Annotated in this window: 20 protein-coding genes; 10 read left to right on the forward strand and 10 right to left on the reverse strand. The window is 65.7% G+C overall.

Going from position 1 to position 21,950, the window contains the following annotated elements; translation table 11 throughout:
• Window positions 1-282 (forward strand): hypothetical protein (locus tag QRO93_RS08435; RefSeq protein WP_285304086.1); only part of this gene is annotated, 282 nt, incomplete at its 5' end.
• 121 nt (window positions 283-403) lie between these two features.
• Here QRO93_RS08435 and QRO93_RS08440 read toward each other — a convergent pair.
• A complete protein-coding gene (locus QRO93_RS08440; protein WP_404830597.1) occupies window positions 404-1,609 on the reverse strand; it encodes a substrate-binding domain-containing protein in 1,206 nt (401 codons plus the stop codon).
• A gap of 276 nt (window positions 1,610-1,885) precedes the next feature.
• On the opposite strand from QRO93_RS08440, the gene QRO93_RS08445 reads away from it, so the two are divergent.
• Both QRO93_RS08445 and QRO93_RS08450 read left to right on the forward strand, forming a co-directional pair.
• The gene (locus tag QRO93_RS08445) at window positions 1,886-2,584 is read left to right on the forward strand and encodes a hypothetical protein (RefSeq protein ID WP_180878866.1); all 699 of its coding nucleotides are present in this window, start codon (window positions 1,886-1,888) and stop codon (window positions 2,582-2,584) included.
• Between the two features lie 126 nt (window positions 2,585-2,710).
• The gene (locus QRO93_RS08450; protein ID WP_180878864.1) at window positions 2,711-4,210 is read left to right on the forward strand and encodes a YifB family Mg chelatase-like AAA ATPase; all 1,500 of its coding nucleotides are present in this window, start codon (window positions 2,711-2,713) and stop codon (window positions 4,208-4,210) included.
• Between the two features lie 200 nt (window positions 4,211-4,410).
• Here QRO93_RS08450 and QRO93_RS08455 read toward each other — a convergent pair whose 3' ends face one another.
• Both QRO93_RS08455 and yidA read right to left on the reverse strand, forming a co-directional pair.
• Entirely contained in the window at window positions 4,411-6,729 is a 2,319-nt protein-coding gene (locus QRO93_RS08455; protein ID WP_180878863.1) for a TonB-dependent receptor, read from the reverse strand.
• A gap of 334 nt (window positions 6,730-7,063) precedes the next feature.
• Entirely contained in the window at window positions 7,064-7,897 is an 834-nt protein-coding gene (yidA, locus tag QRO93_RS08460) for a sugar-phosphatase (protein ID WP_180878862.1), read from the reverse strand.
• A gap of 149 nt (window positions 7,898-8,046) precedes the next feature.
• On the opposite strand from yidA, the gene QRO93_RS08465 reads away from it, so the two are divergent.
• Complete coding sequence (locus tag QRO93_RS08465; protein WP_164087597.1) at window positions 8,047-8,709, forward strand: exopolysaccharide biosynthesis protein; 663 nt, start codon at window positions 8,047-8,049, stop codon at window positions 8,707-8,709.
• Between the two features lie 98 nt (window positions 8,710-8,807).
• Here the strand turns inward: QRO93_RS08465 and QRO93_RS08470 are convergent, their stop codons facing one another.
• Both QRO93_RS08470 and QRO93_RS08475 read right to left on the reverse strand, forming a co-directional pair.
• Window positions 8,808-10,118 carry a sorbosone dehydrogenase family protein gene (locus QRO93_RS08470; RefSeq protein WP_180878861.1) on the reverse strand — a complete coding sequence of 437 codons (1,311 nt, stop codon included), beginning with the start codon at window positions 10,116-10,118 and terminating at the stop codon, window positions 8,808-8,810.
• Window positions 10,111-10,551: a DUF2231 domain-containing protein gene (locus QRO93_RS08475; protein WP_164241604.1), complete on the reverse strand. Its 441-nt coding sequence runs from the start codon at window positions 10,549-10,551 to the stop codon at window positions 10,111-10,113. The genes QRO93_RS08470 and QRO93_RS08475 overlap by 8 nt, the downstream gene beginning before the upstream one ends.
• A 310-nt stretch (window positions 10,552-10,861) precedes the next feature.
• On the opposite strand from QRO93_RS08475, the gene QRO93_RS08480 reads away from it, so the two are divergent.
• Window positions 10,862-12,640 (forward strand): S8 family serine peptidase, encoded by a 1,779-nt coding sequence (locus QRO93_RS08480; protein WP_180878860.1) that lies wholly within the window; start codon window positions 10,862-10,864, stop codon window positions 12,638-12,640.
• Window positions 12,640-13,215 carry a hypothetical protein gene (locus QRO93_RS08485; RefSeq protein WP_053451042.1) on the forward strand — a complete coding sequence of 192 codons (576 nt, stop codon included), beginning with the start codon at window positions 12,640-12,642 and terminating at the stop codon, window positions 13,213-13,215. The genes QRO93_RS08480 and QRO93_RS08485 overlap by 1 nt, the downstream gene beginning before the upstream one ends.
• 88 nt (window positions 13,216-13,303) lie before the next feature.
• Here the strand turns inward: QRO93_RS08485 and QRO93_RS08490 are convergent, their stop codons facing one another.
• From QRO93_RS08490 to cyoA, 5 genes are read right to left on the reverse strand one after another with little or no spacing between them, the layout of a single operon-like run.
• Window positions 13,304-13,984, reverse strand: coding sequence for an SCO family protein (locus tag QRO93_RS08490; RefSeq protein ID WP_285304089.1), 681 nt, complete (start codon window positions 13,982-13,984; stop codon window positions 13,304-13,306).
• Between the two features lie 11 nt (window positions 13,985-13,995).
• Complete coding sequence (cyoD, locus tag QRO93_RS08495) at window positions 13,996-14,328, reverse strand: cytochrome o ubiquinol oxidase subunit IV (protein ID WP_053510762.1); 333 nt, start codon at window positions 14,326-14,328, stop codon at window positions 13,996-13,998.
• A gap of 1 nt (window position 14,329) precedes the next feature.
• On the reverse strand, window positions 14,330-14,965 hold the full coding sequence (gene cyoC / locus QRO93_RS08500; RefSeq protein ID WP_080374979.1) for a cytochrome o ubiquinol oxidase subunit III: 636 nt from the start codon (window positions 14,963-14,965) through the stop codon (window positions 14,330-14,332).
• Window positions 14,962-16,938, reverse strand: coding sequence for a cytochrome o ubiquinol oxidase subunit I (cyoB, locus tag QRO93_RS08505; RefSeq protein ID WP_180878858.1), 1,977 nt, complete (start codon window positions 16,936-16,938; stop codon window positions 14,962-14,964). Before cyoB ends, cyoC begins: the two co-directional genes overlap by 4 nt.
• Before the next feature lie 5 nt (window positions 16,939-16,943).
• Entirely contained in the window at window positions 16,944-17,849 is a 906-nt protein-coding gene (cyoA, locus tag QRO93_RS08510) for a ubiquinol oxidase subunit II (RefSeq protein WP_053510757.1), read from the reverse strand.
• Window positions 17,850-18,032: 183 nt separating this feature from the next.
• Between cyoA and QRO93_RS08515 the strand changes: the two genes are divergently transcribed.
• Genes QRO93_RS08515 through QRO93_RS08530 form a run of 4 tightly spaced genes read left to right on the forward strand, consistent with a single transcriptional unit; the run spans window position 18,033 to window position 21,908 of the window.
• Complete coding sequence (locus tag QRO93_RS08515) at window positions 18,033-19,448, forward strand: PLP-dependent aminotransferase family protein (RefSeq protein ID WP_180878856.1); 1,416 nt, start codon at window positions 18,033-18,035, stop codon at window positions 19,446-19,448.
• 55 nt (window positions 19,449-19,503) lie between these two features.
• Window positions 19,504-19,782 carry a hypothetical protein gene (locus QRO93_RS08520; RefSeq protein WP_232281358.1) on the forward strand — a complete coding sequence of 93 codons (279 nt, stop codon included), beginning with the start codon at window positions 19,504-19,506 and terminating at the stop codon, window positions 19,780-19,782.
• Entirely contained in the window at window positions 19,782-20,384 is a 603-nt protein-coding gene (locus QRO93_RS08525; protein ID WP_053451047.1) for a DUF6436 domain-containing protein, read from the forward strand. Before QRO93_RS08520 ends, QRO93_RS08525 begins: the two co-directional genes overlap by 1 nt.
• A gap of 9 nt (window positions 20,385-20,393) precedes the next feature.
• Window positions 20,394-21,908: a PLP-dependent aminotransferase family protein gene (locus QRO93_RS08530; protein ID WP_180878854.1), complete on the forward strand. Its 1,515-nt coding sequence runs from the start codon at window positions 20,394-20,396 to the stop codon at window positions 21,906-21,908.
• Window positions 21,909-21,950 lie beyond the last annotated feature (42 nt).

Here is a 21,950-nt window from a genome sequence, read left to right on the forward strand (position 1 = left end):
AGCCTCATCGCCGTCCTGCACGCCATTGGCGCGGGCGCTGCGGCCGACGGCCAGCCCTGGCCCGAGCGCCATCAGCTGCGCAGCCGGCAGATCGCGCTGTCCGACGCCGACTGCGCGGCGACCGGCCAGCGCATCGTGCAGGAGATCCTGCTGGCGGCCGAGCGCACGCGCCAGAACGGCGAGCCCGAGCAGTACGTGGGCGACCGGGTGATGGAGGGGCTGGTGATGGCCGATATTGCACTTACTGCTTTCATCCACGAGCGGATGCGACCCAGGGATTGAAGGCGGCGGATCGAGCGCCCAACTGCCAGGCCTCGTCCATCTGTTTGGGCGAGGCATGCCGCGGAACAGCAAGTGCCGACCTGGCCGCCGGCACTTGCGCCTTCCACGTCCCGCACGCTCACTAGAGCGGACGCCCGATGCCGTTGCAGACCGCCGGGTTGTTCAGGCCAGCCGCATTGCCAGCCAGTGCGAAGCGCGTGCGAATCGCATCTCGCCAACTGGTAGGCAACGGGTAGAAGCCGTGGCTTCGAACGGCAACATCGTTTCGACCCTGCTCAACCCCTCCGACCTGGGCACTTCCATAATGCGTGAGCAGGAATCTGCGCAGGCTGTTGCCGACCATCCGGTTCTGGTAGCACTGGCCGATGATCAGGTTCGTAAGCCCAACGATGGGATAACCCACCGAGGGGTTGCCGAACACAGGCACCCAGTTGGCTGGATCATTGGCGGCCGCTCCGGTCGGCGGCGAGACGGTTTCGATGGTCGCCTGCAGGCTGACTTCGGCAGGCGAGTATCCCTTCACGGTTGCAACCTTGGTCGCATCGCTGAGGTTTGCAACGACATCCGGCCCGGTGTAGCCAATCCGACCGTCTCCAACCAGAACCGCATTGTAGAGCGCAACGTCCCCCGGCCCTGGCGCAGCCATGAAGTTGGACGGTACCGTGTTGCCAACGAACAGGTTGGCGAACGTGGGCTGCACCGAGAACGAGGGCACCAGACCCCAGCCACTGGATTTCAGCGTTGTGCCCGAGACGTCGCTCGTTTGGCAGGCGGCGGTGAGGAAACGGGTGAGGATCTCGCTGCTGCCGCTGCTCTCCGCCCGGTAGACGACAGTGATCTGCCCCGTCCGACCTCCCGCCGGCAGTTGATCCCAGCGGGTGATCCTGCCGGAGAACACTCCGCAGAGCTGGGAAACCGTCAGGTCCAGCACGCCACCAGGCTTGTTGAACGGAACAATGATCGGAGCCAGCGCAACGGGGATCTGTATCAGCGGCCCATAGGCGTTGCCGGACCCGTAGGAATTGTAGGTGCTGTTGTACGCCGCCAGTTCGGTACTGGTCAGCACCGCGTCACTGCCTGCGTAATGGACCGTTCCGGTCGTCTGCAGCAGCGCGGGCTCATTGTTGAGGAACGCACGCTTCCCATTGCCGGAACCCAGCACGACATAGCTGAATTCTGCCGGCAGGATGTTGTCCGTCGCTCCCTTGTACAGGGACGCGGGCATTGAGGCGCCTCCTCCCTGCACCAGGGCCTGCGCAGATGCCGAATCAACAGGGGCGAGTGCGGCGGCCACGATCAAGGCCACCAGAGTCTTTGGCACGTACATGTGCATCTCCTGAGAGGTTTGCTTCGTCAATGAAGGGCAAACGAGGCACCGGCTGATTGCTCGCGATCGCCAGGAGCCTCCTTCCATGGCGTCAGGTAGATCCTGGTCTGAAAGAATGACAGAGGCTTTAATAAACCTGTGGAGGAACCGGGCAGAGACGCGATTCAGATGCTCCTAGGGCTGCATTTCTGCACCATCGCCCGCTCGTGAAACAGCAACCGCACGAAGGTCGAAATCTGGCATCGTATGCACATACATTCAGGACAACCCCAGTCAATGGACCCGACCAACTCAAACTCGCCAGAAAACGATGTAAAGGCGACCCCCAGCAATCGCATGCCTGACAATCGACCTGAAAACTCCGGACGGAATTCTTCGCGCGAGGCCCCTGGCGATACTGCCCGCACTCCAATGGAGCGCATAAAGAGCCACCCTGTCAGCACAGCACTGACCCTTACCGCAATCATACTGGGAAGCGCTGCGAGCATTACTTCGTACGCCGGCTATCACCTCTACAAGTCAAGTGATGTAACTACCAACGCCGAGATCGGGCGCAGCTATGTAGCGCGGTCAACGCATGAAAAAGAGGTCGCCGGCCTGAAACAGGATATTGCTCGTCTTGATGCGTCACTGAAGACGCTCACCAGCGAGAATTTGGACCAGGCCAACAAACTGCGAGAAGCATTGAACAAACTGGCGAGGCAAGATACCTCTACGGCCAGGGTAGTGCGATTCTGCGAGGAACTTCGAGATGATCTGCTTGCCCAAGAGTACGCGCAAGAGCAGGTCGAAAAGGCGATTCGGAACGGAGGAAGCTCCACCATGGCTTACCAGGAGAAAGTAACTCCTCAGAGACAGGCTGAGATGCAGCGTGAAGTGCTCGATCTGAGGAGGCGCTCAGATCAGCTTCAACAAAGAATCTCGCAGATACGGTCGACTCTCCAAACGTGTTCGGCCTATCCACCCCAGGATTGAAGGGTGGGTGCCTTGGATTGACGATCGGTTGCCAGAATCCTCCTAGCCGCTTTGCCAGCATTCCCCGATAGCTCCCTGCGAAGTGCCTGCCGCACCATCGATCGTCCCCTCCGCAGGAAACCACACATGAGCCTGGCGCTGGTCCATAGCCGCGCCCGCGCCGGGGTCGATGCCCCGCTGGTGCGGGTGGAAGTGCATCTCTCTGGTGGCCTGCCTGCCACCCAGATCGTAGGCCTGGCTGAGACCAGCGTGCGCGAATCACGAGAACGCGTGCGTGCGGCACTGCTCTGCGCACGCTTCGATTTTCCACAACGGCGCATCACCTTGAACCTGGCGCCCGCCGATCTGCCCAAGGAGGGGGGCCGCTACGATCTGGCGATTGCGCTGGGCATTCTTGCGGCCAGCGGCCAGGTCGATCCGCAGGCGCTGCTTCAGTACGAGTTCCTGGGCGAGCTGGGCCTGACCGGTGAGCTACGGCCGGTGGCCGGTGCGCTGCCCGCGGCGATTGCGGCCGCTGAAGCCGGGCGCATTCTGGTGGTACCGCCGGGCAATGCCGCCGAGGCTGCGTTGGCCGAGCACGCCGATGTGCGTGTGGCGCGCACGCTGCTGGAGTGCTGCGCCGGGTTGGGCAATCCGCGCCTGTTGCCGCCCGTGGAGCGCGTGGACACCACGCCATTGCCGCTGCCGGATCTGGCCGACGTGCGCGGGCAGGCGCATGCGCGGCGTGCATTGGAGGTCGCCGCTGCGGGTGGGCACCATCTGTTGCTGATCGGTAGCCCTGGCTGCGGCAAGACGCTGTTGGCCTCGCGCCTGCCCAGTCTGTTGCCTGACACCGAAGAGACTGAAGCACTGCAGCTGGCGGCGATTGCCTCTGTGAGTGGCGAAGGACTGGACCCACGCCGCTGGCGGCAGCGGCCGTTTCGGGCACCGCACCACAGTGCGAGTGCAGCGGCGCTGGTAGGTGGCGGCAACCCACCCTGCCCCGGCGAGATTTCGCTGGCGCATCATGGGGTGCTGTTCCTGGATGAGCTTCCGGAATGGAACCGCAGCGCACTGGAGACGCTGCGTGAGCCGTTGGAATCCGGGCATATCCGTATCGCGCGCGCGGCGCGTAGCGTGCAGTACCCCGCACGCTTCCAACTGGTGGCCGCGATGAACCCCTGCCCGTGTGGCTGGGCCGGTGACCGCAGCAACCGCTGCCTGTGCACGGATGAGCGCATCACCCGCTATCGCGCGCGGGTGTCAGGGCCGCTGCTGGACCGCATCGACCTGCATATCAGTGTGGCCAGGATGGACGCTGTAGAGCTGCGGGAGAGCACGCCGCTGGGGGAACCCAGCGCATCGGTGCGTGAGCGGGTGGAAGCCGCGCATGCCCGGCAACAGGCGCGTGGCGGGCTGAATGCCCATCTGCCACCGGCGGCACTGCGGGCGTGCACGAGACTGAGCGAAGCCGATCAGGATGTGCTGGAGCAGGCCATCGAGCGCCTGCAGCTTTCGGCACGGGCGATGCATCGAATCCTGCGGGTGGCGCGCACGATTGCGGATCTGGCGGGTTGTGAAGCGATCCAGACCGCGCATCTTTCTGAAGCGATCGGGTACCGGCAGTTGGACCGGGGAAAGCCCTAGAAGCACCGTTCGGAGTGGTCGTTGGTAGAGTCGACTGTTAGTCGACTCGCGCGCGAAGCGCGGTCTCCTGCGAGGCAGATGCGAAGAGCAGTCGACTAACAGTCGACTCTACCAAGAGCGGGTCATGGCAGCTTGGCGGATTTTGGGGGTCAGAGCCCTTTGCGGTGCAAAGGGATCTGACCCCGAAACTCCTTGTTGCCTCAGAACGTCATCGAGGTACTGAACATCAGCTGCCGGGGCGCGCTGCGCTGCAGGGTCTGGTAATCCCCCGAGAACGACGAGCCGGCGATGGTGGCGGTGCCGATGTTGTGGCGGTTGAACAGGTTGCTCACGTCCAGCCGCAGCTCCAGTCCCGGCACCACGCTGTCCGCACCGAAGCGGTAGGCGGCATAGGTGTTGACCTGCCAGAAGGTCGGCACGCGGATGTCGTTCTCGTAGGTGAAAGGCTGGCGCAGGTACGAGGTGCTGGTGGCACCGAAACGCCAGTCGCCGAAGTGTGCGGAAAGATCGCTCACCAGCGAAATCTGTGGGTAGCCCGGCTGCGCGTTGCCCTTGATCGGGTACACCGTGTCGCCCACCACGAAATCGCTGTCGTAGTACGAACGGGCCACGGCCACGCCCTGGTAGAACTGCAGGTGGTCGGTCAGGTCGGCGGTGATGCCGAGGTCGGCGCCGATCACGTGCATCTTCGGCATCAGCCGCACGGTGTTGATCTGCGCGAACTGGGTGCCGATGGCGGCCGACAGCAGGCGATTGCGGATGTCGTTGTAGAACACATCGCCGGTAATCGTCAGCCGATCGAAGCGATGCGAGGCACCGACGGTCAGGTTCCAGTTCTTCTCCGGGCGCAGCGTGCCGGCCACGCGGTCGAACTCTTCCTGGTCGGTGATCGTCCACGCCGAGGCGGTGTAGCCGATGTTGCCGCGCTGGGCCACGCGGTAGCCGTTCATGGTGTTGGCCAGATCGATGAAGGCATCGGTGGATTCGGTCGGGCTCCAGAACAGCGAGACGTGCGGCAGGAAGTTGCTCTTCGCGCGCAGCGTGCCGTTCACCGGCCGGTCCTTGGCATCACCCAGGCCGCCACCGCTGGTGCGGAAGTCCACGGCCTTGAAGCCGACACCCAGCTTCAGCGTGTCGTTCAACACGATGTCGTCCTGCAGGTAAAACTGGCGCGAGCGGGTCACCCAGCTCGATGCGTTGTCGGTCTTGAACGCGGGGCCATACACATCGAACGGACCGGTGGCCTTCAGCGGCGGGCCCTCGCCCAGCAGCGGCTGCTGGTACCACTCGGTCTTGGCCGCGGCCTTGCTCTTCTCCTGCCAGACGCCGGCGGTGAAGGTATGCGCGCCGGTCTCGAACTGCAGGTTGAGCATGCCGCCCAGCCGATTCACGCGCGGCGTCTGCACCTGCTCGGAGAACGGTGCACCGTTGGGCGATGGCACGGTCGGGTCGGTGAGCGTGGCCTGGGTATGGCTGTTGGCGTTGTACAGCTGCACGTTGCCACTCAGCGCCGGGGTGATCTGGAACCGGTGGTTGATCGAGGACACGCGATCGCGGGTGGTCTGGCCGGTGTCGTATGGGATCAGTTCGGACAGCTCACCGCAGGTGTAGGCGCCACAGGATTTGTCTGCGTTTTCCGGCGAAGCCACGTACCACGCCCACGCGTAATCCGGATAGAAAATGTCGGCCTTCCAGCCCAGCTTGCGGATCATGTCGAAGGAGATGTTGTTGTAGCCCCAGACCTTGGCCTTGCTGTCGGACAGGAACACGGTGAAGTCACCCCAGGCCACGTCCTGCTGCAGCTTCAGATCGCCGCGCAGGAAGTTCTGGGTGCCCTCGCCCTGGTACTTGTCGGCCGACACCCGCTGCAGGTCGACCAGCACCTTCGGGCCGTGCTCGCCGAGCTGGCCGCTCTGCCCGGATACGGTGGTAACCAGCGTGCTGTTGCTGCCCACGCCCTGCTTGATGCGCAGGCTGGGCGTGTCCTGCAGCTCGCGCAGGCGGTATTCCAGGCTGCCGCCGTTGACGCTGCTGGAGAACACGCTGACCGGCGCGCCACCGGGGCTGACCGTGATCGCGCCGATGCCATCGGGCACGCCCGAATTCACCACGCTGGTGCCGGTGAGCGAGAGGAAGCCGTTGTCGTTCAGCGGCACGCCTTCGAAGGTGATGCCCATCTCATTCATGCGGAAGCCGCGCACGAACAGGCTGGTGGCCGAGATATCCAGGCCCAGGCCGTCGGTGGCGGTGTAGCTGGCGCCGGGTACCTGCTTGAGCATGGCCAGGCCGTTGTTGCCGGTGACCATGGCGTCGAGGTCTTCTGCCTTGATGATGTAGCGGTTGGGGCCGACCACCTGGGTTGGCGCAACGGCCGCACCGCGCGGCGTGGCGATGACCTGCAGGGCGTTCAAGGTGGTGGGCGTGTCGTGCGCGGTGTCGGCCGTTTCGGCGGCATACGCAGGTGCGGTGATGGCCGCGATGATGGCCAGGGCGAGGCGCGTCGTGGGTGGAGTGTTCATGGGCAGATCCAGGTGCAGGGAGAGAGCGGCGCAGGCGCACGCCCAGCGCGACGCAGCACCGGTGTCGGCGCCCTGGCTGGCGATGCGATTGCGTTGAGGGGATGACCGCGCGGTGCGCGCCGGTCAGCAGACGAAGGCGATCATCTGCCGTGGGATTCGGTGGGGTGATTTCGACGTGCGAAATTCTTGCATCGCACTGCCGCATCCGCCATTGCGCCGTGGTACAGCGGCAATGGCGGTGGGGATGGGTGGGTTATACGTGGGTATAGGTCGGTGCGTGCCCTTCATGTGTGCCAATCAAGGTTGGCACCTACCAGGGCGGATGGCCGCGCGGTTACTGCAGTACGAAATGCTCGATCGCGCGCGCGACGCCTTCGTCGGCGTTGCTGGTGGTTTCAAACCGCGCCACGGCCTTCACCGCATCGATGGCGTTGCCCATCGCCACGCTGGTGCCGGCGTACTGCAGCATGGTCAGGTCGTTCTCCTGGTCACCTATGGCCATCACGTTGGCGCGGTCGATGCCCAGGTGCTCGGCCAGCTTCTGCAGGCTTGGCCCCTTGCCGGCGCGATGGTCGAACACTTCCAGGAAGAACGGCGCGCTCTTCAGCACCGCGAAGCGCTCGGTCAGTTCGGTGGGCAGGCGCGCGATGGCGGCATCCAGCACGTCGGGCGCGTCGATCATCATCAGCTTGATGAAGGACATGGACGGGTCCATGTCGGCCACGCGGCGGTACGACAGCGGCATCCGCGAAAGATGCGAGTCGGCCACGGTGTAGTAGCTGATGTCCTGGTTGGGCGTGTACATGCGCTGGCTGTCCAGCGCCTGGAAGTGCACGCCGAGTTCGCGGGCCACCTGCTCGCAGAACAGGAAGTCGTCGAAGCTGAGCGGATACTCGACCACGGTTTCGCGCGTGCCGATGCGCTGCACCAGGCCGCCGTTGCAGGCGATGCAGTAGTCATCGTCGCCTTCGATGCCCAGCTCCTGCAGGAACGGCGCCAGGCCGGGAACCGGGCGGCCGCTGGTCAGCACGATGTGCACGCCCAGCGCGCGCGCCTGCGCGATGGCCTGCCTGGCCCGGGCGGTGAGCTGGTGGGCTGGATCCAGCAGGGTGCCATCCATGTCGATGGCGACCAGTTCGATGGTCGATTGCCTGCGGCCCATGTCCATTGCGTTCAACTCGTGCGGGGCACGCCAGTTTACCCCCTCATGCCCGGTTCACCTCTTTGCCCACGTTGGCCGGGATACTGCAGGACCCTGTGCGTCCCCCACCGCAGGACGGCCCGCTGACCGCCCTTCCCTGGAGAACCTTGCGACGCATGACTTACCGTGCCCCCGAAACCAACGACAGCGCGCCGCTGGCCCAGCAGATCGAGCAGATGATCGACGAGCTGCCCGGCGAACAGGTCAGCGTCGGCACCCTGCTCAGCGCGCTGGGCGATGAGGGCCTGCTGCTGATCGTGATCCTGCTCTCGGCCATCTTCATCATTCCGGTGTCGATTCCCGGGCTGAGCACGGTGTTCGGTGCCTCGATCCTGCTGATCGGCCTGAGCCGGGTGCGCAACCGCCCGTTGTGGGTGCCGCAGAAGCTGGCGCGCCGCGAGATCGCCACCGACAAGCTGAAGGCCAACCTGGGCCGAGCGCTGAAGTGGGTGCACCGCATGGAGCGGTTGTCGCGGCCGATGCGGCTGGCGGTGATGGTGCGCTCGAAGAAGATGATGCGCCTGAACAACCTGATGCTGGTGTTCGCGACCCTGCTGCTGATGGCGCCGGCCGGGCCGATTCCGTTCAGCAACACGCTGCCGGCGCTGGCGCTGATGTCGTTTGCGATCGGCTTCATCCAGCGCGATGGCGCGGCGGTGGCGGCCGGTTACGCCTTCGTGGTGGCCACGGTGGTGTATTTCGGCGTGCTGCTGGGTGGCGTGGGGTTTGCCGCTGAATCGGTGTTCAGCGGGCTGCGCAGCGGGCCGTCGGAACTGTAGAGCCGAGCCCATGCTCGGCTGATTCCGGCTTTTTGTAGAGTCGAGCCATGCTCGACTGCACCTTCCAACAGCAGTCGAGCAAGCTCGACTCTACAAGGCTACTTGGCCGACACCCGCCACACGACGTCGCCCACATCGTCGGCCACCAGCAGTGCGCCCTCGGCATCCATCGCCATGCCCACCGGTGCGCCCATCAGCGTCTTCTCGTCCTTGGAAGTGAAGCCACTGACCACGGTCTGCGGCCGCCCGGTTGGCTTGCCGTCCTTGAACGGCACGTACACCACTTCATAGCCGCTCAGCGGTGAACGATCCCAGCTGCCGTGCTCGCCGATGAAGGCGCCACCGTGGTACTGCGCCGGCAGCGCCTGCCCGGTGTAGAACAGCAACCCCAGCGGTGCCACGTGCGAGCCGATGGCGTAGTCGGGCACGATCGCCTTGGCCACCAGGTCCGGCCGCTGCGGCTGCACGCGCTCATCCACGTGCTGGCCGTAGTAGCTGTAGGGCCAGCCGTAGAAGCCATCTTCCTTCACCGACGTGAGGTAATCCGGCACCAGGTCGGCGCCGATCTCGTCGCGCTCGTTGGCCACCGCCCACAGCTTGCCGGTACTCGGCTCCCAGTCCAGGCCGGTCGGGTTGCGGATGCCCGATGCAAAGATGCGGCTGCCACGGGTGGCCACGTCCACTTCCAGCACCACCGCGCGGCGGTATTCCACGGCCAGGCCGTTCTCGGTGATGTTGCTGTTGGAGCCCACGCCCACGTACAGCTTGCTGCCGTCACGGCTGGCCAGCAGTTCCTTGGTCCAGTGGTGGTTGATGGTGCTGGGCAGGTCGGTGAACTCGCGGCCCTTGTCGGACATGCGGGTTTCGCCCGGCACGTAGTGGTACTGCATGATGTTGCCGGTGTTGGCCACGTACAGCGTGTCACCGATCAGCTGGATGCCGAACGGCGAATGCAGGCCTTCGATGTAGACATGCTGGGTCCAGGTGGTGGTGCCGGGCGTACGACGCAGCAGGGTGATCCGGTTGCCGCCCTTGCCGGCCTTGCCCGAACGGGCCTTCACCTTGCCGGCGATCCACTGCTTGGGCGTGGTGACCGGCTCTTCACCGGGGCCGTTGCCTTCCACCACCAGCACGTCGCCATTGGGCAGGGTCAGCAGGCGCCGCGGGTGCATCAGGTTGGCGGCGATGCGCTCGATCTTCAGGCCGTCGGCCACCGTCGGTGACTGGCCTTCGGCCCAGCCGACGCCCTTGGGCACCTGCATCGGTGGCATCAGGAAGTTCTTCGGCGCCGGCAGCGGCGGCTTCGTACCGGACTGGTCGGCGGGGTGGTACTCGGCCTTGCCCGCACAGGCCGACAGGGTCACCGCCAGCGCCAGGGCAGCCATGGTGGGCAGGATGTGCTTAGCCATGACGGCCTCCCTGCAGCACCGGCGGCTGCAACGACAGCAGGATCAGGCCCAGTGCGATCAGGGCCACGGTCAGCGCCGACAGGATCGTGCCCGGCACCGCGACGGCATAGGCATCACGGCTGTGCACGAAGGCGTTCCAGATCGCCAGCAGCACGGCCACCAGGTTGAGGAAGAAGTCGATGCGGTCGATGCGGGTGGCCGTGCCGTTGCGGCGCCAGACCGCGAACAGGTTGATCAGCCGCGGAAGGATGGCGATCAGCAGGCCGAAGGTGATCAGCCAGGCGGCGGCCTTGCCCCACATCACCTCGGCGCTGTTGAGATAGATCGCGTCGAAGATCAGCGCGCCGACGAAGAAGCCGAACGGTATCGGGTTCAACAGGCTGAACAGCGTAGTGCCTGGGCCACGATGGGCCTGGGCCAGGGGGTTGACCATCTGGGTGCTCCGGTACGGAAGTGTGCGAGGGCCGTAGTAGCACAGGCGGATGTGAGGGCGCGCGATGACGCCGGGTAGATCCTCGCCATGCGTGGGTGCGGGTGCCAGCCAGGGTTGGCATCCCCCAGATGCGAGCCAACGCCGTCGTCATTACCCCACGGCATAAGTGTTTGTGACGGAATTGGCACATCCGCAGATTGCTGCTGTGAAGAGGTAGGGGGTTCTTCGTTGTCTCGCGTTTGGCTCGTTGCGATGGGGCAGTTCCGCCCCGCCGTCCTGCCATGCCGATTCACAACAGAAGGATTCGTGTATGAAGCGACACACGCAACGCTCCGCGCCACCGCGCTCCGCGCGGCTGGCCCTTGCCACTGCCCTGGTGCTGGGCAGCCTGGCCGTCACCGCACAGGCCCAGCAGGCCGATCCGCTGGCGGGCATCCAGTGGCACCTGCGCAATACCGGGCAGACGGTACCGGCCGACACGCTGCCGGTAGCCGGCAACGATCTGAACGTGGATGGCCTGTACCGCAACGGCATCCGCGGCCAGGGCGTCACCATCGCCATCGTCGATGACGGCCTGCAGATCGCGCATCCGGACCTGGCCGCCAACGTGGCGGCCGTGGCCGGCAAGAACTTCGCCAATGGTTCGAACAATCCCAGCCCGTCCAATCCGGACGCCGACAACCACGGCACCATGGTCGGCGGCATCGCCGGCGCGGTGGGCGCCAACAACCTGGGCGTGCGTGGTGTGGCTCCGGCGGCAACGCTGAAGGGCTTCAACCCCATTTCGCGCTCCGCCCAGGGCAACCAGCAGAGCAACATCGAGTACGCCTGGTGGGATGGCGCGGAATCGGCCGACGTGCAGGTGTTCAACAACAGCTGGGGCGCCGGCCCGGGCAATCCGAACCTGCCGTTGGCGTACAGCGAGAACACGATACGTTCGTATGAGCAGGCGCTGTCGGGTACGCGCGGTGGCCGCGGTGGCATCTACGTGAAGTCGGCCGGCAACAACTTCAACAACGGGTACTGGCAGGACAACCTCGGCAACACCTTCGATGTCTGCACCAATGACACCAAGAACCGCAACACCGGCTGCGTGCCGGCTGGCCGCGATCCGCGCAACAACCTGTTCAACGTGATCACCGTTGCCGCCGTGCGCGCCGATGGCGTGCGCTCGTCGTACTCCTCCACCGGCTCGGCCCTGTGGGTCTCGGCCTTTGGCGGTGAGTACGGCCTGCAGGCCCAGTACGCACCGGGCCTGGTGGCACGCGCGTACGACCCGGCCATCGTCACCACCGACGTGACCGGGTGCGCGCAGGGCAGCAACAAGAACACCAACCGCGAGAACACGCTGGACAGCAACCAGTCGGCCATCGACAGCACCTGCAACTACACCGCCAAGATGAACGGCACGTCAGCGTCGGCACCAATGGTATCGGGCGTGGCTGCGCTGGTGCTGGAAGCCAATCCGAACCTGTCCTATCGCGATGTGAAGTACATCCTGGCCACCACCGCCACCCGCAACCACCCGAACCAGCCGGCGGTGACACTGGCCGACGGGCGCACGCTGGTGCCGGGCTGGACGGTGAACGCTGCCAACCGTGCCTACAGCAACTGGTATGGCTTCGGCGTGGTCAATGCTGCGCGTGCAGTAGAGGTCGCCGAGAACTTCCAGTCGCTGGGACCGCTGGTCGACAGCGGCTGGCGCACCACCACGCGCACCGTGGCCATCGGCAACACCTCGGCTGCCGCGGCACGCCTGACCTTCCAGCTGGCCAACGGCGCGCGCAACATCGAAAGCGTGCAGCTCGGCTTCCGGGTAAACCACCGCAATACGCGCCAGCTGCAGTTCGTGCTGGTTTCGCCCAGCGGCACCCGCAGCGTGGTGCAACCGGCGTTCACCGCGATCGGTTCGGGCACGGGGAACGCGCAGAGCAATTTCACCAGCTGGGACCTGCTGTCCAGCAATGCCTTCCTGGATGAGAATGCCACCGGCACCTGGACGCTGGAAGTGACCGACATGGGGCAGGCCGCGACTGCTGCATCGCGTGGCAACCTCGAATCCTTCAAGATCCGCGTTCTGGGGCACTGATGATGAAAAAGACCATTCTGTTGAGCACGCTCGCCTTCGCGGCGATGACCTCCCCTGCCTGGGCACAGAGCTCGGGGCAGACACCTCCGGCCAGGACCCCGTCAACCGTGGATGCGCAGGAACTGAAGGCGTCCGCTACCGGCCGCTCGTTCGATGTGGGTGGCACGCGTTTCCAGCTGTCTCCCACGACCACGGTGAAGCAGGTCAGCGGCGGTCGGTTCACGATCACCTCGCAGGCGGCGGCCACCAGCACGCGTACCAAGCGTTCGCTGGACGGCGCAGCGGCCGCGCCTGCTGATGCCGGCGCCGGCAAGTTCGCCGCGGCGGTATCCCACGACGGAGCGCCGGTGGTGGCGACGTCGCGGGTCAAGGTGTTCTTCACCGATGCAGCCGCTGCCCAGCGCGCAGCAAGCGCCACCGGCGGCAGCGTGGTGAAGGTGTCGAAGGCGTCGGGCCAGGCCATCGTGGAGTACCCGTCGGTGAACGCGGCGCTGGATGCGACCACCAAGCTGCTGTCCACCGCCGGCATCCGCGCCACCGAGCCGGACGTGGTGCAGTGGGAAGAAACCAAGTAAGGCGTTGAGTGGTGCCCCCGGCCGGTTGGCTCTCCTGGCCGGCCGGGGGATCAGGGGTGTGCCGACCAACGGTCGGTACCCACCAGCGTCAGCGAGCGGCGAGTGTGCCGTTGTGGGACAGGCTGCAGCTGGCCAGCGGGTCGCTGCCGGCCGCGGGGTGGGCCGGCTCGAGCAGCAGGCGCTGCACGTCGGAGAACAGCTTCTCCACCGGCATGCCGTAGGGTGCGAACAGGCGCAGGCGGCCCTGGCGATCAAACACGTAGCCGCCGGCGATGTGGCTCATGGTGTAGGTCCCCGGCACCTGGCCGGGTTCCTTTTCATAGAACGCCTTGAAGTCGCTGGCCATGGCGGCCAACTGTGCCTCGTTGCCGACCAGCGCCACCGCCTTGCGGTCGAATGCTTCCACGTAGGTGCGGGCGACCTCGGGCGTGTCGCGGGCTGGATCGACGCTGACGAACACCACCTGCAGCTGGTCGGCGTCCTTGCCCATCAGGTGCTTGACCTGGCTCAACTCGACCATCGTGGTTGGGCACACGTCCGGGCAGCTGGTGAAGCCGAAGAACAGGTAGGTCACCTGCCCCTGCAGATCCGCCGGGCCACGCACGGTGCCGTGGCTGTCGGGCATCGACCAGTGCTGGCCGAGTTCTTCGCAGGCGATGTCCTTGGAGTAGAAGTCCATGCGCGACTGCGCGCTGCAGCCGGCCAGCAGTCCGAGCAGCAGGCCTGCGGCCAGGCGCAGGCCACGATGGGGGAACGCAATGCCTTTCACGGTTCGCAGGCTCAGTTGATCATCATGTGGTAGTGCATGCTCCAGATGATCCAGACCGACAGTGCGACGACGATGAACAGGATCACCAGGGTGAACACGAAGCTGGCCAGGTTCCAGCCGCCTTCGGACTTGCGGTCCATGTGCAGGAAAAAGACCAGCTGCACCAGGATCTGCGCCACCGCGAAGCCGACCAGCAGGAACAGCGTGAGCGGCCGCGACAGCACCGGGTTCATCACCAGTGCGAACGGCACCACGGTCAGCAGCGCGCACAGCACGAAGCCGATCAGGTAGGACGTGGTGGAGCCGTGCGCATTGCCGGCGCGCGAGGTTTCGACGTGGGCCATGTCAGAAGGCTCCGATCAGGTAGACGAAGGTGAAGACGCAGATCCACACCAGGTCCAGGAAGTGCCAGAACAGGCTCAGGCACGAAACGCGGGTGATGTTGGTCGGGGTCAGGCCACGGCGGTAGACCTGGTGCATCACCACTGCCATCCAGATCAGGCCACTGGCCACGTGCAGGCCGTGGGTGGCCACAAGCGCGAAGAACGCTGACAGGTAGGCACTGGTGCTGGGGCCCGCGCCTTCGTGGATCAGGTGCGAGAACTCGTAGATCTCCATGCCGATGAACGAGGCGCCGAGCACGAAGGTCACGCCCAGCCAGCGCAGCACTGCCGAAGCGTCATGGCGGTGCATTGCCAGCACGGCCTGGCCGTAGGTGATGCTGGAGACCAGCAGCAGGAAGGTTTCGGCCATCACGAACGGCAGCGAGAACAGGTCCTTGCCGGTGGGGCCGCCTGCGTAGGCGGTGCTGAGCACCGCGTACGAGGCGAACAGCGAACCGAACAGCACCAGGTCGGACATGAGGTAGACCCACATGCCGAACACCTTCATGCCGCCCTGCTCATGGCTGTGGTCGTGTGCGTGGTGGTCCTCGTGCGCCTGCGTATCGCTGGCCAGCTCCGGGCGGGTCAACAGGTTCATGCGCGTACCTCCTTCAGCTTGGCCAGGTTGGCCGCTTCGGTGCGCGCCACCTCTTCGGAACTGACGTAGTAGTCCACGTCCTCGTCGTAGGAGCGCACGATCAGGGTCACGATCATGGCGATGAAGCTGGCGGCGGCCATCCACCAGATGTGCCAGACCAACGCGAAGCACAGCACCAGGATCCAGATGTTGAGGATCAGCGGCACGCCGGTGTTCTTCGGCATGTGGATCGGCGCGTACTTCTTCGGCGGCGGTGGCAGGCCACGCTTCTTCGCTTCGTGGAAGGCGTCCAGCTCATCGGCCTTGGGCACCACGGCGAAGTTGTAGAACGGCGGCGGCGACGGCGTGGCCCATTCCAGCGTGCGTGCATTCCACGGGTCGCCGGTCAGGTCCAGGTTGCGCTTGCGGTCGCGCACGCTCACGTAGATCTGCACCAGCATCAGGATGATGCCGGCGAACACGAACAGCGCACCGATGAAGGCAGCAATCAGGTACGGCGTCCACGCCGGGTTGTCATACTGGTTCATGCGGCGGGTCATGCCCATGAAGCCGAGCATGTACAGCGGCATGAAGGCCAGGTAGAAGCCGATCACCCAGCAGGCGAACGACCACTTGCCCAGGCGCTCGTTGAGGGTGAAGCCGAATACCTTCGGGAACCAGTAGGCAAAGCCGGCCAGGTAGCCGAACAGCGCGCCGCCGATGATGGTGTTGTGGAAGTGGGCGACCAGGAACAGGCTGTTGTGCAGCAGGAAGTCCGCGCCCGGAATGGCCAGCAGCACGCCGGTCATGCCACCGATGGTGAAGGTGACCAGGAACGCGATGGTCCACAGCATCGGCACGCTGAACTCGACGCGGCCACCGTACATGGTGAACAGCCAGGTGAAGATCTTCACGCCGGTTGGAATGGCGATGATCATCGTCATGATGCCGAAGAAGGCATTGACGCTGGCACCGGAGCCCATGGTGAAGAAGTGGTGCAGCCAGACGATGAACGACAGGATGCCGATCGCCAGCGTGGCGCCCACCATCGACTTGTAGCCGAACAGCTTCTTGCGCGCGAACGTGGCGGTGACTTCAGAGAAGATGCCGAACGCCGGCAGCACCAGGATGTACACCTCCGGATGGCCCCAGGCCCACACCAGGTTCACGTACATCATCGGGTTGCCACCCAACGTGTTGGTGTAGAAGTTGAAGTCCAGGTAGCGGTCCAGGGTGAGCGCGCCCAGCGCCACGGTGAGGATCGGGAACGCGGCGATGATGATCACGCTGGTGACCAGCACGGTCCAGGTGAACACCGGCATCTTCATCAGGGTCATGCCCGGCGCACGCATGCGCAGGATGGTGATGAACAGGTTGACGCCGGTCAGCAATGTGCCGATGCCCGAAGCCTGCAACGCCCAGATGTAGTAATCGACACCCACCCCTGGACTGAACTCGATACCCGACAGCGGCGGATAGGCCACCCAGCCGGTCATGGCGAATTCGCCAACACCCAGCGAGATCATCATCAGCGCGGCGCCGACCACGAAGATCCAGAAGCTGAAGGCGTTGAGGAACGGGAACGCCATGTCGCGCGCGCCGATCTGCAGCGGCACGATGATGTTCATCAGGCCGACCACGAACGGGGTGGCCACGAAGAAGATCATGATCACGCCGTGCGCGGTGAAGATCTGGTCGTAGTGTTCCGGTGGCAGGAAGCCGTCACTGCCCGGGCCGGCTGCGGCCAGCTGCGCGCGCATCATCAGCGCGTCGGCGAAGCCACGTACCAGCATGACCAGCGCCACCACCACGTACATGATGCCGATCTTCTTGTGGTCCACGGTGGTGAACCAGTCACGCCACAGCGGGCCCCACAGCTTGAAGTACGTCGCCGCGCCGAGCAGCGCGAGGCCACCCAGCACCATGGCCGCCAATGTGACTACCACGATCGGCTCGTGCAGCGGCACGGCCTCCCACGTCAATTTACCCAACATGTTCGTTACTCCTGGGAAACCTGGGCACCACCGGCAGCGCCCGCCGGGGTGGCGGCAGCGGTGTTCTCACCCACGCCGATGAACTGGTCGATGACCTTCTTGAACAGCAGCGGCTCGACACTGGAGAAGTGCTGTACCGGTGCATTCTTCGACGGCGCGGCCAGCGCCTTGAACTGGTTGAAATCCAGTGCCTGCGGCGCGCTGCGCACCTCGGCCACCCAGCGCTCGAAGTCTTCGTTGCTGCTGGCGGTGGCGATGAACTTCATGTTCGAGAAGCCATGCCCGCTGTAGTTGCCGGACATGCCGCGGAACTGGCCCGGCTCGTTGGCGATCAGGTGCAGCTGCGTGCGCATGCCGGCCATCGCATAGATCTGCCCACCCAGCTGCGGGATGAAGAAGGTGTTCATCGTCGAGTTGGAGGTGATGTTGAACGCCAGCGGGCGGTTGGCCGGGAAGTTGAGCTGGTTGACCGTGGCGATGCCCAGGTCCGGGTATACGAACACCCACTTCCAGTCGGTGGCGATCACGTCCACGTGCAGCGGTTCGCCAGCCACGTCCAGCGGCTTGTACGGGTCCAGTTCGTGGGTGGACTGCCAGACGATCACCGCCAATACCGCGATGATGACCAGCGGCACGCCCCAGACCACGATCTCCACCTTGGTGGAGTGCGACCAGTCCGGCGTGTATTTCGCCTTGGTGTTGCCGGCGCGGAAACGCCAGGCGAACACAAAGGTCAGCACGATGGCCGGTATCACCACGATCAGCATCAGGCCGATGCAGATCAGGATCAGGTCGCGCTGGGCGAGCCCGACCATGCCCTTCGAATCCAGCAGCACCCAGTCACAGCCCGACAGGCCGACGCAGGCCAGGGCGACCAGCGCCAGGCGGATGCGGTTCCAGCAGATATTCATTGGAGGTCAACCCTGTTGAAGAAGCGCGCTTGACCGGCTCGCCTGCGCGCAGCGCCCGGGCGTGGAGCGGCTACACTGTGGGTACGAGGTCGCCTACAAAAAGGCGATCCACTCCAATCAAGCCCATACAAGATACATGATTGTATGGACTTGTGCATCTGCACGTATGGAAAAATCTGACCGATGACGCCTCCTGCCGCCGGCCGCCGCCTGAAACATCCCAACCGCACCTGGGTTCGCCCCTTCCGCGAGGGCGCCGGACCGCTGTATCTGCAGATTGCCCAGCAGGTGCGCGAGGCGGTGGATGACGGCGTGCTGCGCCCCGGCGACCGCCTGCCGCCGCAGCGCGACCTGGCCCAACAGGTGGGCGTGGACCTGACCACCGTCACCCGCGCCTTTGCCGAACTTCGCCAGGCCGGCCTGCTCGATGCGCAGGGCGCTGGCGGCACCTTCATTGCACTGTCGGCCGGCAACCGCAGCACCTCGGTCGACCTGAGCATGAACATCCCGCCGCTGCTGGGCAGCGCCCCGTTCGCGCAGGGCATGGAAGCCGGCTTCCAGCACGTGGGCCAGCAGCTGGGCCAGGGCGAGCTGATGAGTTACCACGTCGGTGCCGGCACCCGTGAGGACCGCGCCGCCGCCGTGCAGTGGCTGGCGCCCATGCTGGGCACCGTGGGGGCCGACCAGGTGGTGATCTGCCCCGGTGCGCAGACCGCGCTATGTGCACTGATCCTGGCCCGTACCCAGCCGGGCGAGCTGATCGCCGCCGAACAGCTGACCTACCCCGGGCTGCTGGCCGCCGCGCGCGTGCTGCAGCGGGGCGTGGTGCCGGTGGCGATGGACGCCGAAGGCATGCTGCCGGACGCGCTGGAGGAGGCCTGCCAGCTGCGCCGCCCGCGCCTGCTGTACCTGGTGCCGACCATCCAGAACCCGACCACGGCGACGATGTCGGCACAGCGCCGGCAGGCGCTGCTGGCAGTAGCGAAGCGCCACGATATGACCGTGATCGAAGACGATCCCTACTGGTTGCTGGCCGGTGACGCCGCGCCGCCGCTGGCCGCCCACCGCGACGCCGGCTGCCCGGTCTATTACATCTCCACCCTGTCCAAGTGCCTGGCGCCGGGCCTGCGCACCGCCTATCTGGTGGTGCCGGCCGGCGAGCCGATGGAACCGGTGCTGGATGCGCTGCGCGCGATCGCGCTGATGCCGACCCAGTCGATGGTGGCCGTGGCCTCGCAATGGATCCGCAGCGGCCAGGCCCAGGACATGGTGCAGCGCTTCCAGCAGGAACTGCGCGAACGCCAGGCGATTGCCGCGCAGTACCTGCCGTCGCGTGCCCGCGCCCATCCGGCCGGCCTGCATGTCTGGTTGCCGCTGCCGCCACGGCTGGACCAGTACCGGCTGATCCAGGCCGCGCAGGAACAAGGCCTGGGCATTGCCAGCTCCGACGCCTTCAGTGTGGAGGAACCGCCACCGGGCAACGCCATCCGCCTGTCGTTGGGCGGCGCGGTTGACCAAGGCGCGCTGGCCGGGGCGCTGGCCAAGCTGAACGAGATCCTGTCCGAAGCACCCGAAGCGCGGCACAGCGCCATCGTCTGAACCATGCGCATGGCGCGCGATCCATACAAGGTGATATTTTGTATGCAATGTATGGATGAAGGGACGAGCGTCGATGCGCGCCGAGAAACTGAAGTTCCACCTGGTGATGGCCGGGTGCGGTGGCTTTGTGGTGCTGATGCTGGCCGCGCTGGCCTGGGTCTGCCTGCAGCCGCAGACCGTGGATGTGCAGGCCGCCGAGCGCCACGCCATCGAGCAGTGCGTGCAGCGCAGCGAGGATCCGGCGCGTAGCGAGATCCAGCGCCGCGCGCAGGCCGACTCCTGCCGCGAGATGCGCAAGCAGTACGTGCACAAGTTCGGCGGAGACGCGTCCTGATGGGCGCAGCCGCGCCGCGCGCGCGCCGCTGGCTGCTGCCGACGATGATCGCCCTCGCCTGCCTGTTCATGGCCGGCGTGGCGGCGGCGTTGTGGCAGTACTTCGGCTACGGCGCGCAATCCACCTTCACCGAACAGGCCATCGTCTTCGACGACTCGCAGCTGCGCCTGCCGGCCAATCTGGCCGGCGATACCGGCCGCATCCGCGTGGTGCATTTCTGGGACCCGGCCTGCGCGGTCTGCAACCGCGAAACCGGCGCACACCTGAGCTACCTGATCAGCATGTACCGCCGCGCCGGCATCGACTTCTATGCGATCCGCCGCCCCGGTACCGAGGGCGAACTGCCCGAGCCGCTGCGCAGCAAGGTGATCCAGCTGCCGACCATCGACGGCATCGAACACATTCCGGCCAGCCCTGCGGTGGCGATCTGGGACCGGCAGGGCCACCTCGCGTATGCCGGCCCGTACAGCATCGGCATGGTCTGCAACTCGGCCAACAGCTTCGTCGAACCGCTGCTGGACAAACTGGTGCGCGGCGAAACCGTACGCCCGAAAGGACTGCTTGCCGTGGGCTGTTACTGCCCCTGGCACGCCCCGCGCTGAGGACGCGCAATGACTTCACCGAGACTGGCCGGCGCGACCGCCGTAAACAACAACGGCGGTCACCTGCCCGAACCGACCGATGGTTATGGACAGGCTCCCGCCGTTGGAAGCAACGATACGCCCCGACATGCTCCCTACATGCCGCGACCGGATGTCGCAGCCCGCGAATGGGTACAGGACGTGCTCGCGCACACTGGGCCGATCTACCTGCGCATCGTCAATTCGCTGGAACGCACGGTGCGTCGCGGCGGACTTGCACCAGGACAACGCCTGCCTTCGCAGCGCGCACTGGCGCTGCAGCTCGGCGTCGACCTGACCACGGTCACCCGTGCCTTCGATGAAGCACGCAAGCGCGGCCTGATCGAGGCGCGCGGTCCGCAGGGCAGTTTCATCGCACCGCCCAAGGCTGGCTTCGAGCAGGTGGTGGACCTGAGCATGAACGTGCCGCCGGTGCCCGATGCCGATGCACTGGCCGAGACGCTGCGCCGTGGCGCCGCCGCCGTACTTGCGCGCAGCAACGCGCCCAACCTGATGACCTACCACCTGGGCGGCGGCAACCCGACCGATCGCCATGCGGCGGCGCGCTGGCTGCGGCCGATGCTGGGCACCGTGGACGACGCCTGCCTGCTGCTGACCGAAGGCGCCCAGGTCGCGCTGGCGGCGATCCTGCTCAGCCAGAGCCGCGATGGCGATGCGATCCTGTGCGACACGCTGGTCTACCCGGGGTTGCTGCAGGCAGCGGCCGCACTGGGCCGGCGCCTGCTGCCAGTGGACAGCGACGAACACGGCATGTGCCCCGAGGCACTGGCCCGGCAGGCTCGCGAAAGCGGCGCGCGGCTGGTCTATCTCAATCCGACCTGCCAGAACCCGACGGCGCTGACCCTGCCACTGCAGCGGCGCGAAGCGTTGGCGCGCGTACTGGAAAGCGAAGGCCTGCTGGCGATCGAAGACGATCCGTACTGGCACCTCGCCGAGGACGCGCCGACAGCGCTGGCAACCCTGGCCCCACGCCACGTGTTCTACGTGGCCACGCTGTCGAAAGTGATCAGCCCAGGCTTGCGCACGGCCTTCGTGCAATGCCCGGATGCGGCGCATGCCGAGTCGATGACGGCCGCGCTGCGGGCGACCCGCTTGATGGGTCATCCGCTGGTGTCGGCGCTGGCCAGCCAGTTGCTGCTGGATGGCTCGGCGCAAGCACTGCTGGCGCAGGTTCGCAACGAAGCGCGCGAGCGTCTGCGCATGGCACGGTACCTGCTGGCACCGTCACTGCTGGTGCGCGCCGAGGGCCTGCATGCCTGGTGCCGGGTGCCGGCGCCGTGGACCGATGCCACCTTGGTGCGCACCGCGCAGCTGCAGGGGCTGGCGATTGCGCCGTCATCGGCATTCTGCCCGCCCGGGGTGCTGCACCAGAACGGCGTGCGGCTGTCACTGGGGCTGGCGGCGGACCGCCGACAACTGGAAAGTGCGCTGCGGCGGATTGACCGGTTGCTGTTGTCCGATGCGTTGCCGGCGATCGAGCGGTAGGCCTGGTAGTGGCGGCCGCTGGCCGGCAACGGCGTGCACGGA

Source organism: Stenotrophomonas maltophilia group sp. Smal17 (assembly GCF_030237045.1).
In the GTDB taxonomy this organism is placed as follows: Bacteria; Pseudomonadota; Gammaproteobacteria; order Xanthomonadales; family Xanthomonadaceae; genus Stenotrophomonas; species Stenotrophomonas forensis.

Bases quoted from the DNA above. Each gene is read 5' to 3' on its own strand.
- cyoC (WP_080374979.1), bottom strand. From the start codon at position 14,965: ATGAACCTGTTGACCCGCCCGGAGCTGGCCAGCGATACGCAGGCGCAC.
- QRO93_RS08445 (WP_180878866.1), top strand. From the start codon at position 1,886: ATGGACCCGACCAACTCAAACTCGCCAGAAAACGATGTAAAGGCGACC.
- QRO93_RS08470 (WP_180878861.1), bottom strand. From the start codon at position 10,118: ATGGCTAAGCACATCCTGCCCACCATGGCTGCCCTGGCGCTGGCGGTG.
- cyoD (WP_053510762.1), bottom strand. From the start codon at position 14,328: ATGGCCCACGTCGAAACCTCGCGCGCCGGCAATGCGCACGGCTCCACC.
- QRO93_RS08440 (WP_404830597.1), bottom strand. From the start codon at position 1,609: ATGTACGTGCCAAAGACTCTGGTGGCCTTGATCGTGGCCGCCGCACTC.
- cyoA (WP_053510757.1), bottom strand. From the start codon at position 17,849: ATGAATATCTGCTGGAACCGCATCCGCCTGGCGCTGGTCGCCCTGGCC.
- QRO93_RS08480 (WP_180878860.1), top strand. From the start codon at position 10,862: ATGAAGCGACACACGCAACGCTCCGCGCCACCGCGCTCCGCGCGGCTG.
- cyoB (WP_180878858.1), bottom strand. From the start codon at position 16,938: ATGTTGGGTAAATTGACGTGGGAGGCCGTGCCGCTGCACGAGCCGATC.
- yidA (WP_180878862.1), bottom strand. From the start codon at position 7,897: ATGGACATGGGCCGCAGGCAATCGACCATCGAACTGGTCGCCATCGAC.
- QRO93_RS08485 (WP_053451042.1), top strand. From the start codon at position 12,640: ATGATGAAAAAGACCATTCTGTTGAGCACGCTCGCCTTCGCGGCGATG.
- QRO93_RS08525 (WP_053451047.1), top strand. From the start codon at position 19,782: ATGGGCGCAGCCGCGCCGCGCGCGCGCCGCTGGCTGCTGCCGACGATG.
- QRO93_RS08475 (WP_164241604.1), bottom strand. From the start codon at position 10,551: ATGGTCAACCCCCTGGCCCAGGCCCATCGTGGCCCAGGCACTACGCTG.
- QRO93_RS08465 (WP_164087597.1), top strand. From the start codon at position 8,047: ATGACTTACCGTGCCCCCGAAACCAACGACAGCGCGCCGCTGGCCCAG.
- QRO93_RS08520 (WP_232281358.1), top strand. From the start codon at position 19,504: ATGAAGGGACGAGCGTCGATGCGCGCCGAGAAACTGAAGTTCCACCTG.
- QRO93_RS08455 (WP_180878863.1), bottom strand. From the start codon at position 6,729: ATGAACACTCCACCCACGACGCGCCTCGCCCTGGCCATCATCGCGGCC.
- QRO93_RS08515 (WP_180878856.1), top strand. From the start codon at position 18,033: ATGACGCCTCCTGCCGCCGGCCGCCGCCTGAAACATCCCAACCGCACC.
- QRO93_RS08450 (WP_180878864.1), top strand. From the start codon at position 2,711: ATGAGCCTGGCGCTGGTCCATAGCCGCGCCCGCGCCGGGGTCGATGCC.
- QRO93_RS08530 (WP_180878854.1), top strand. From the start codon at position 20,394: ATGACTTCACCGAGACTGGCCGGCGCGACCGCCGTAAACAACAACGGC.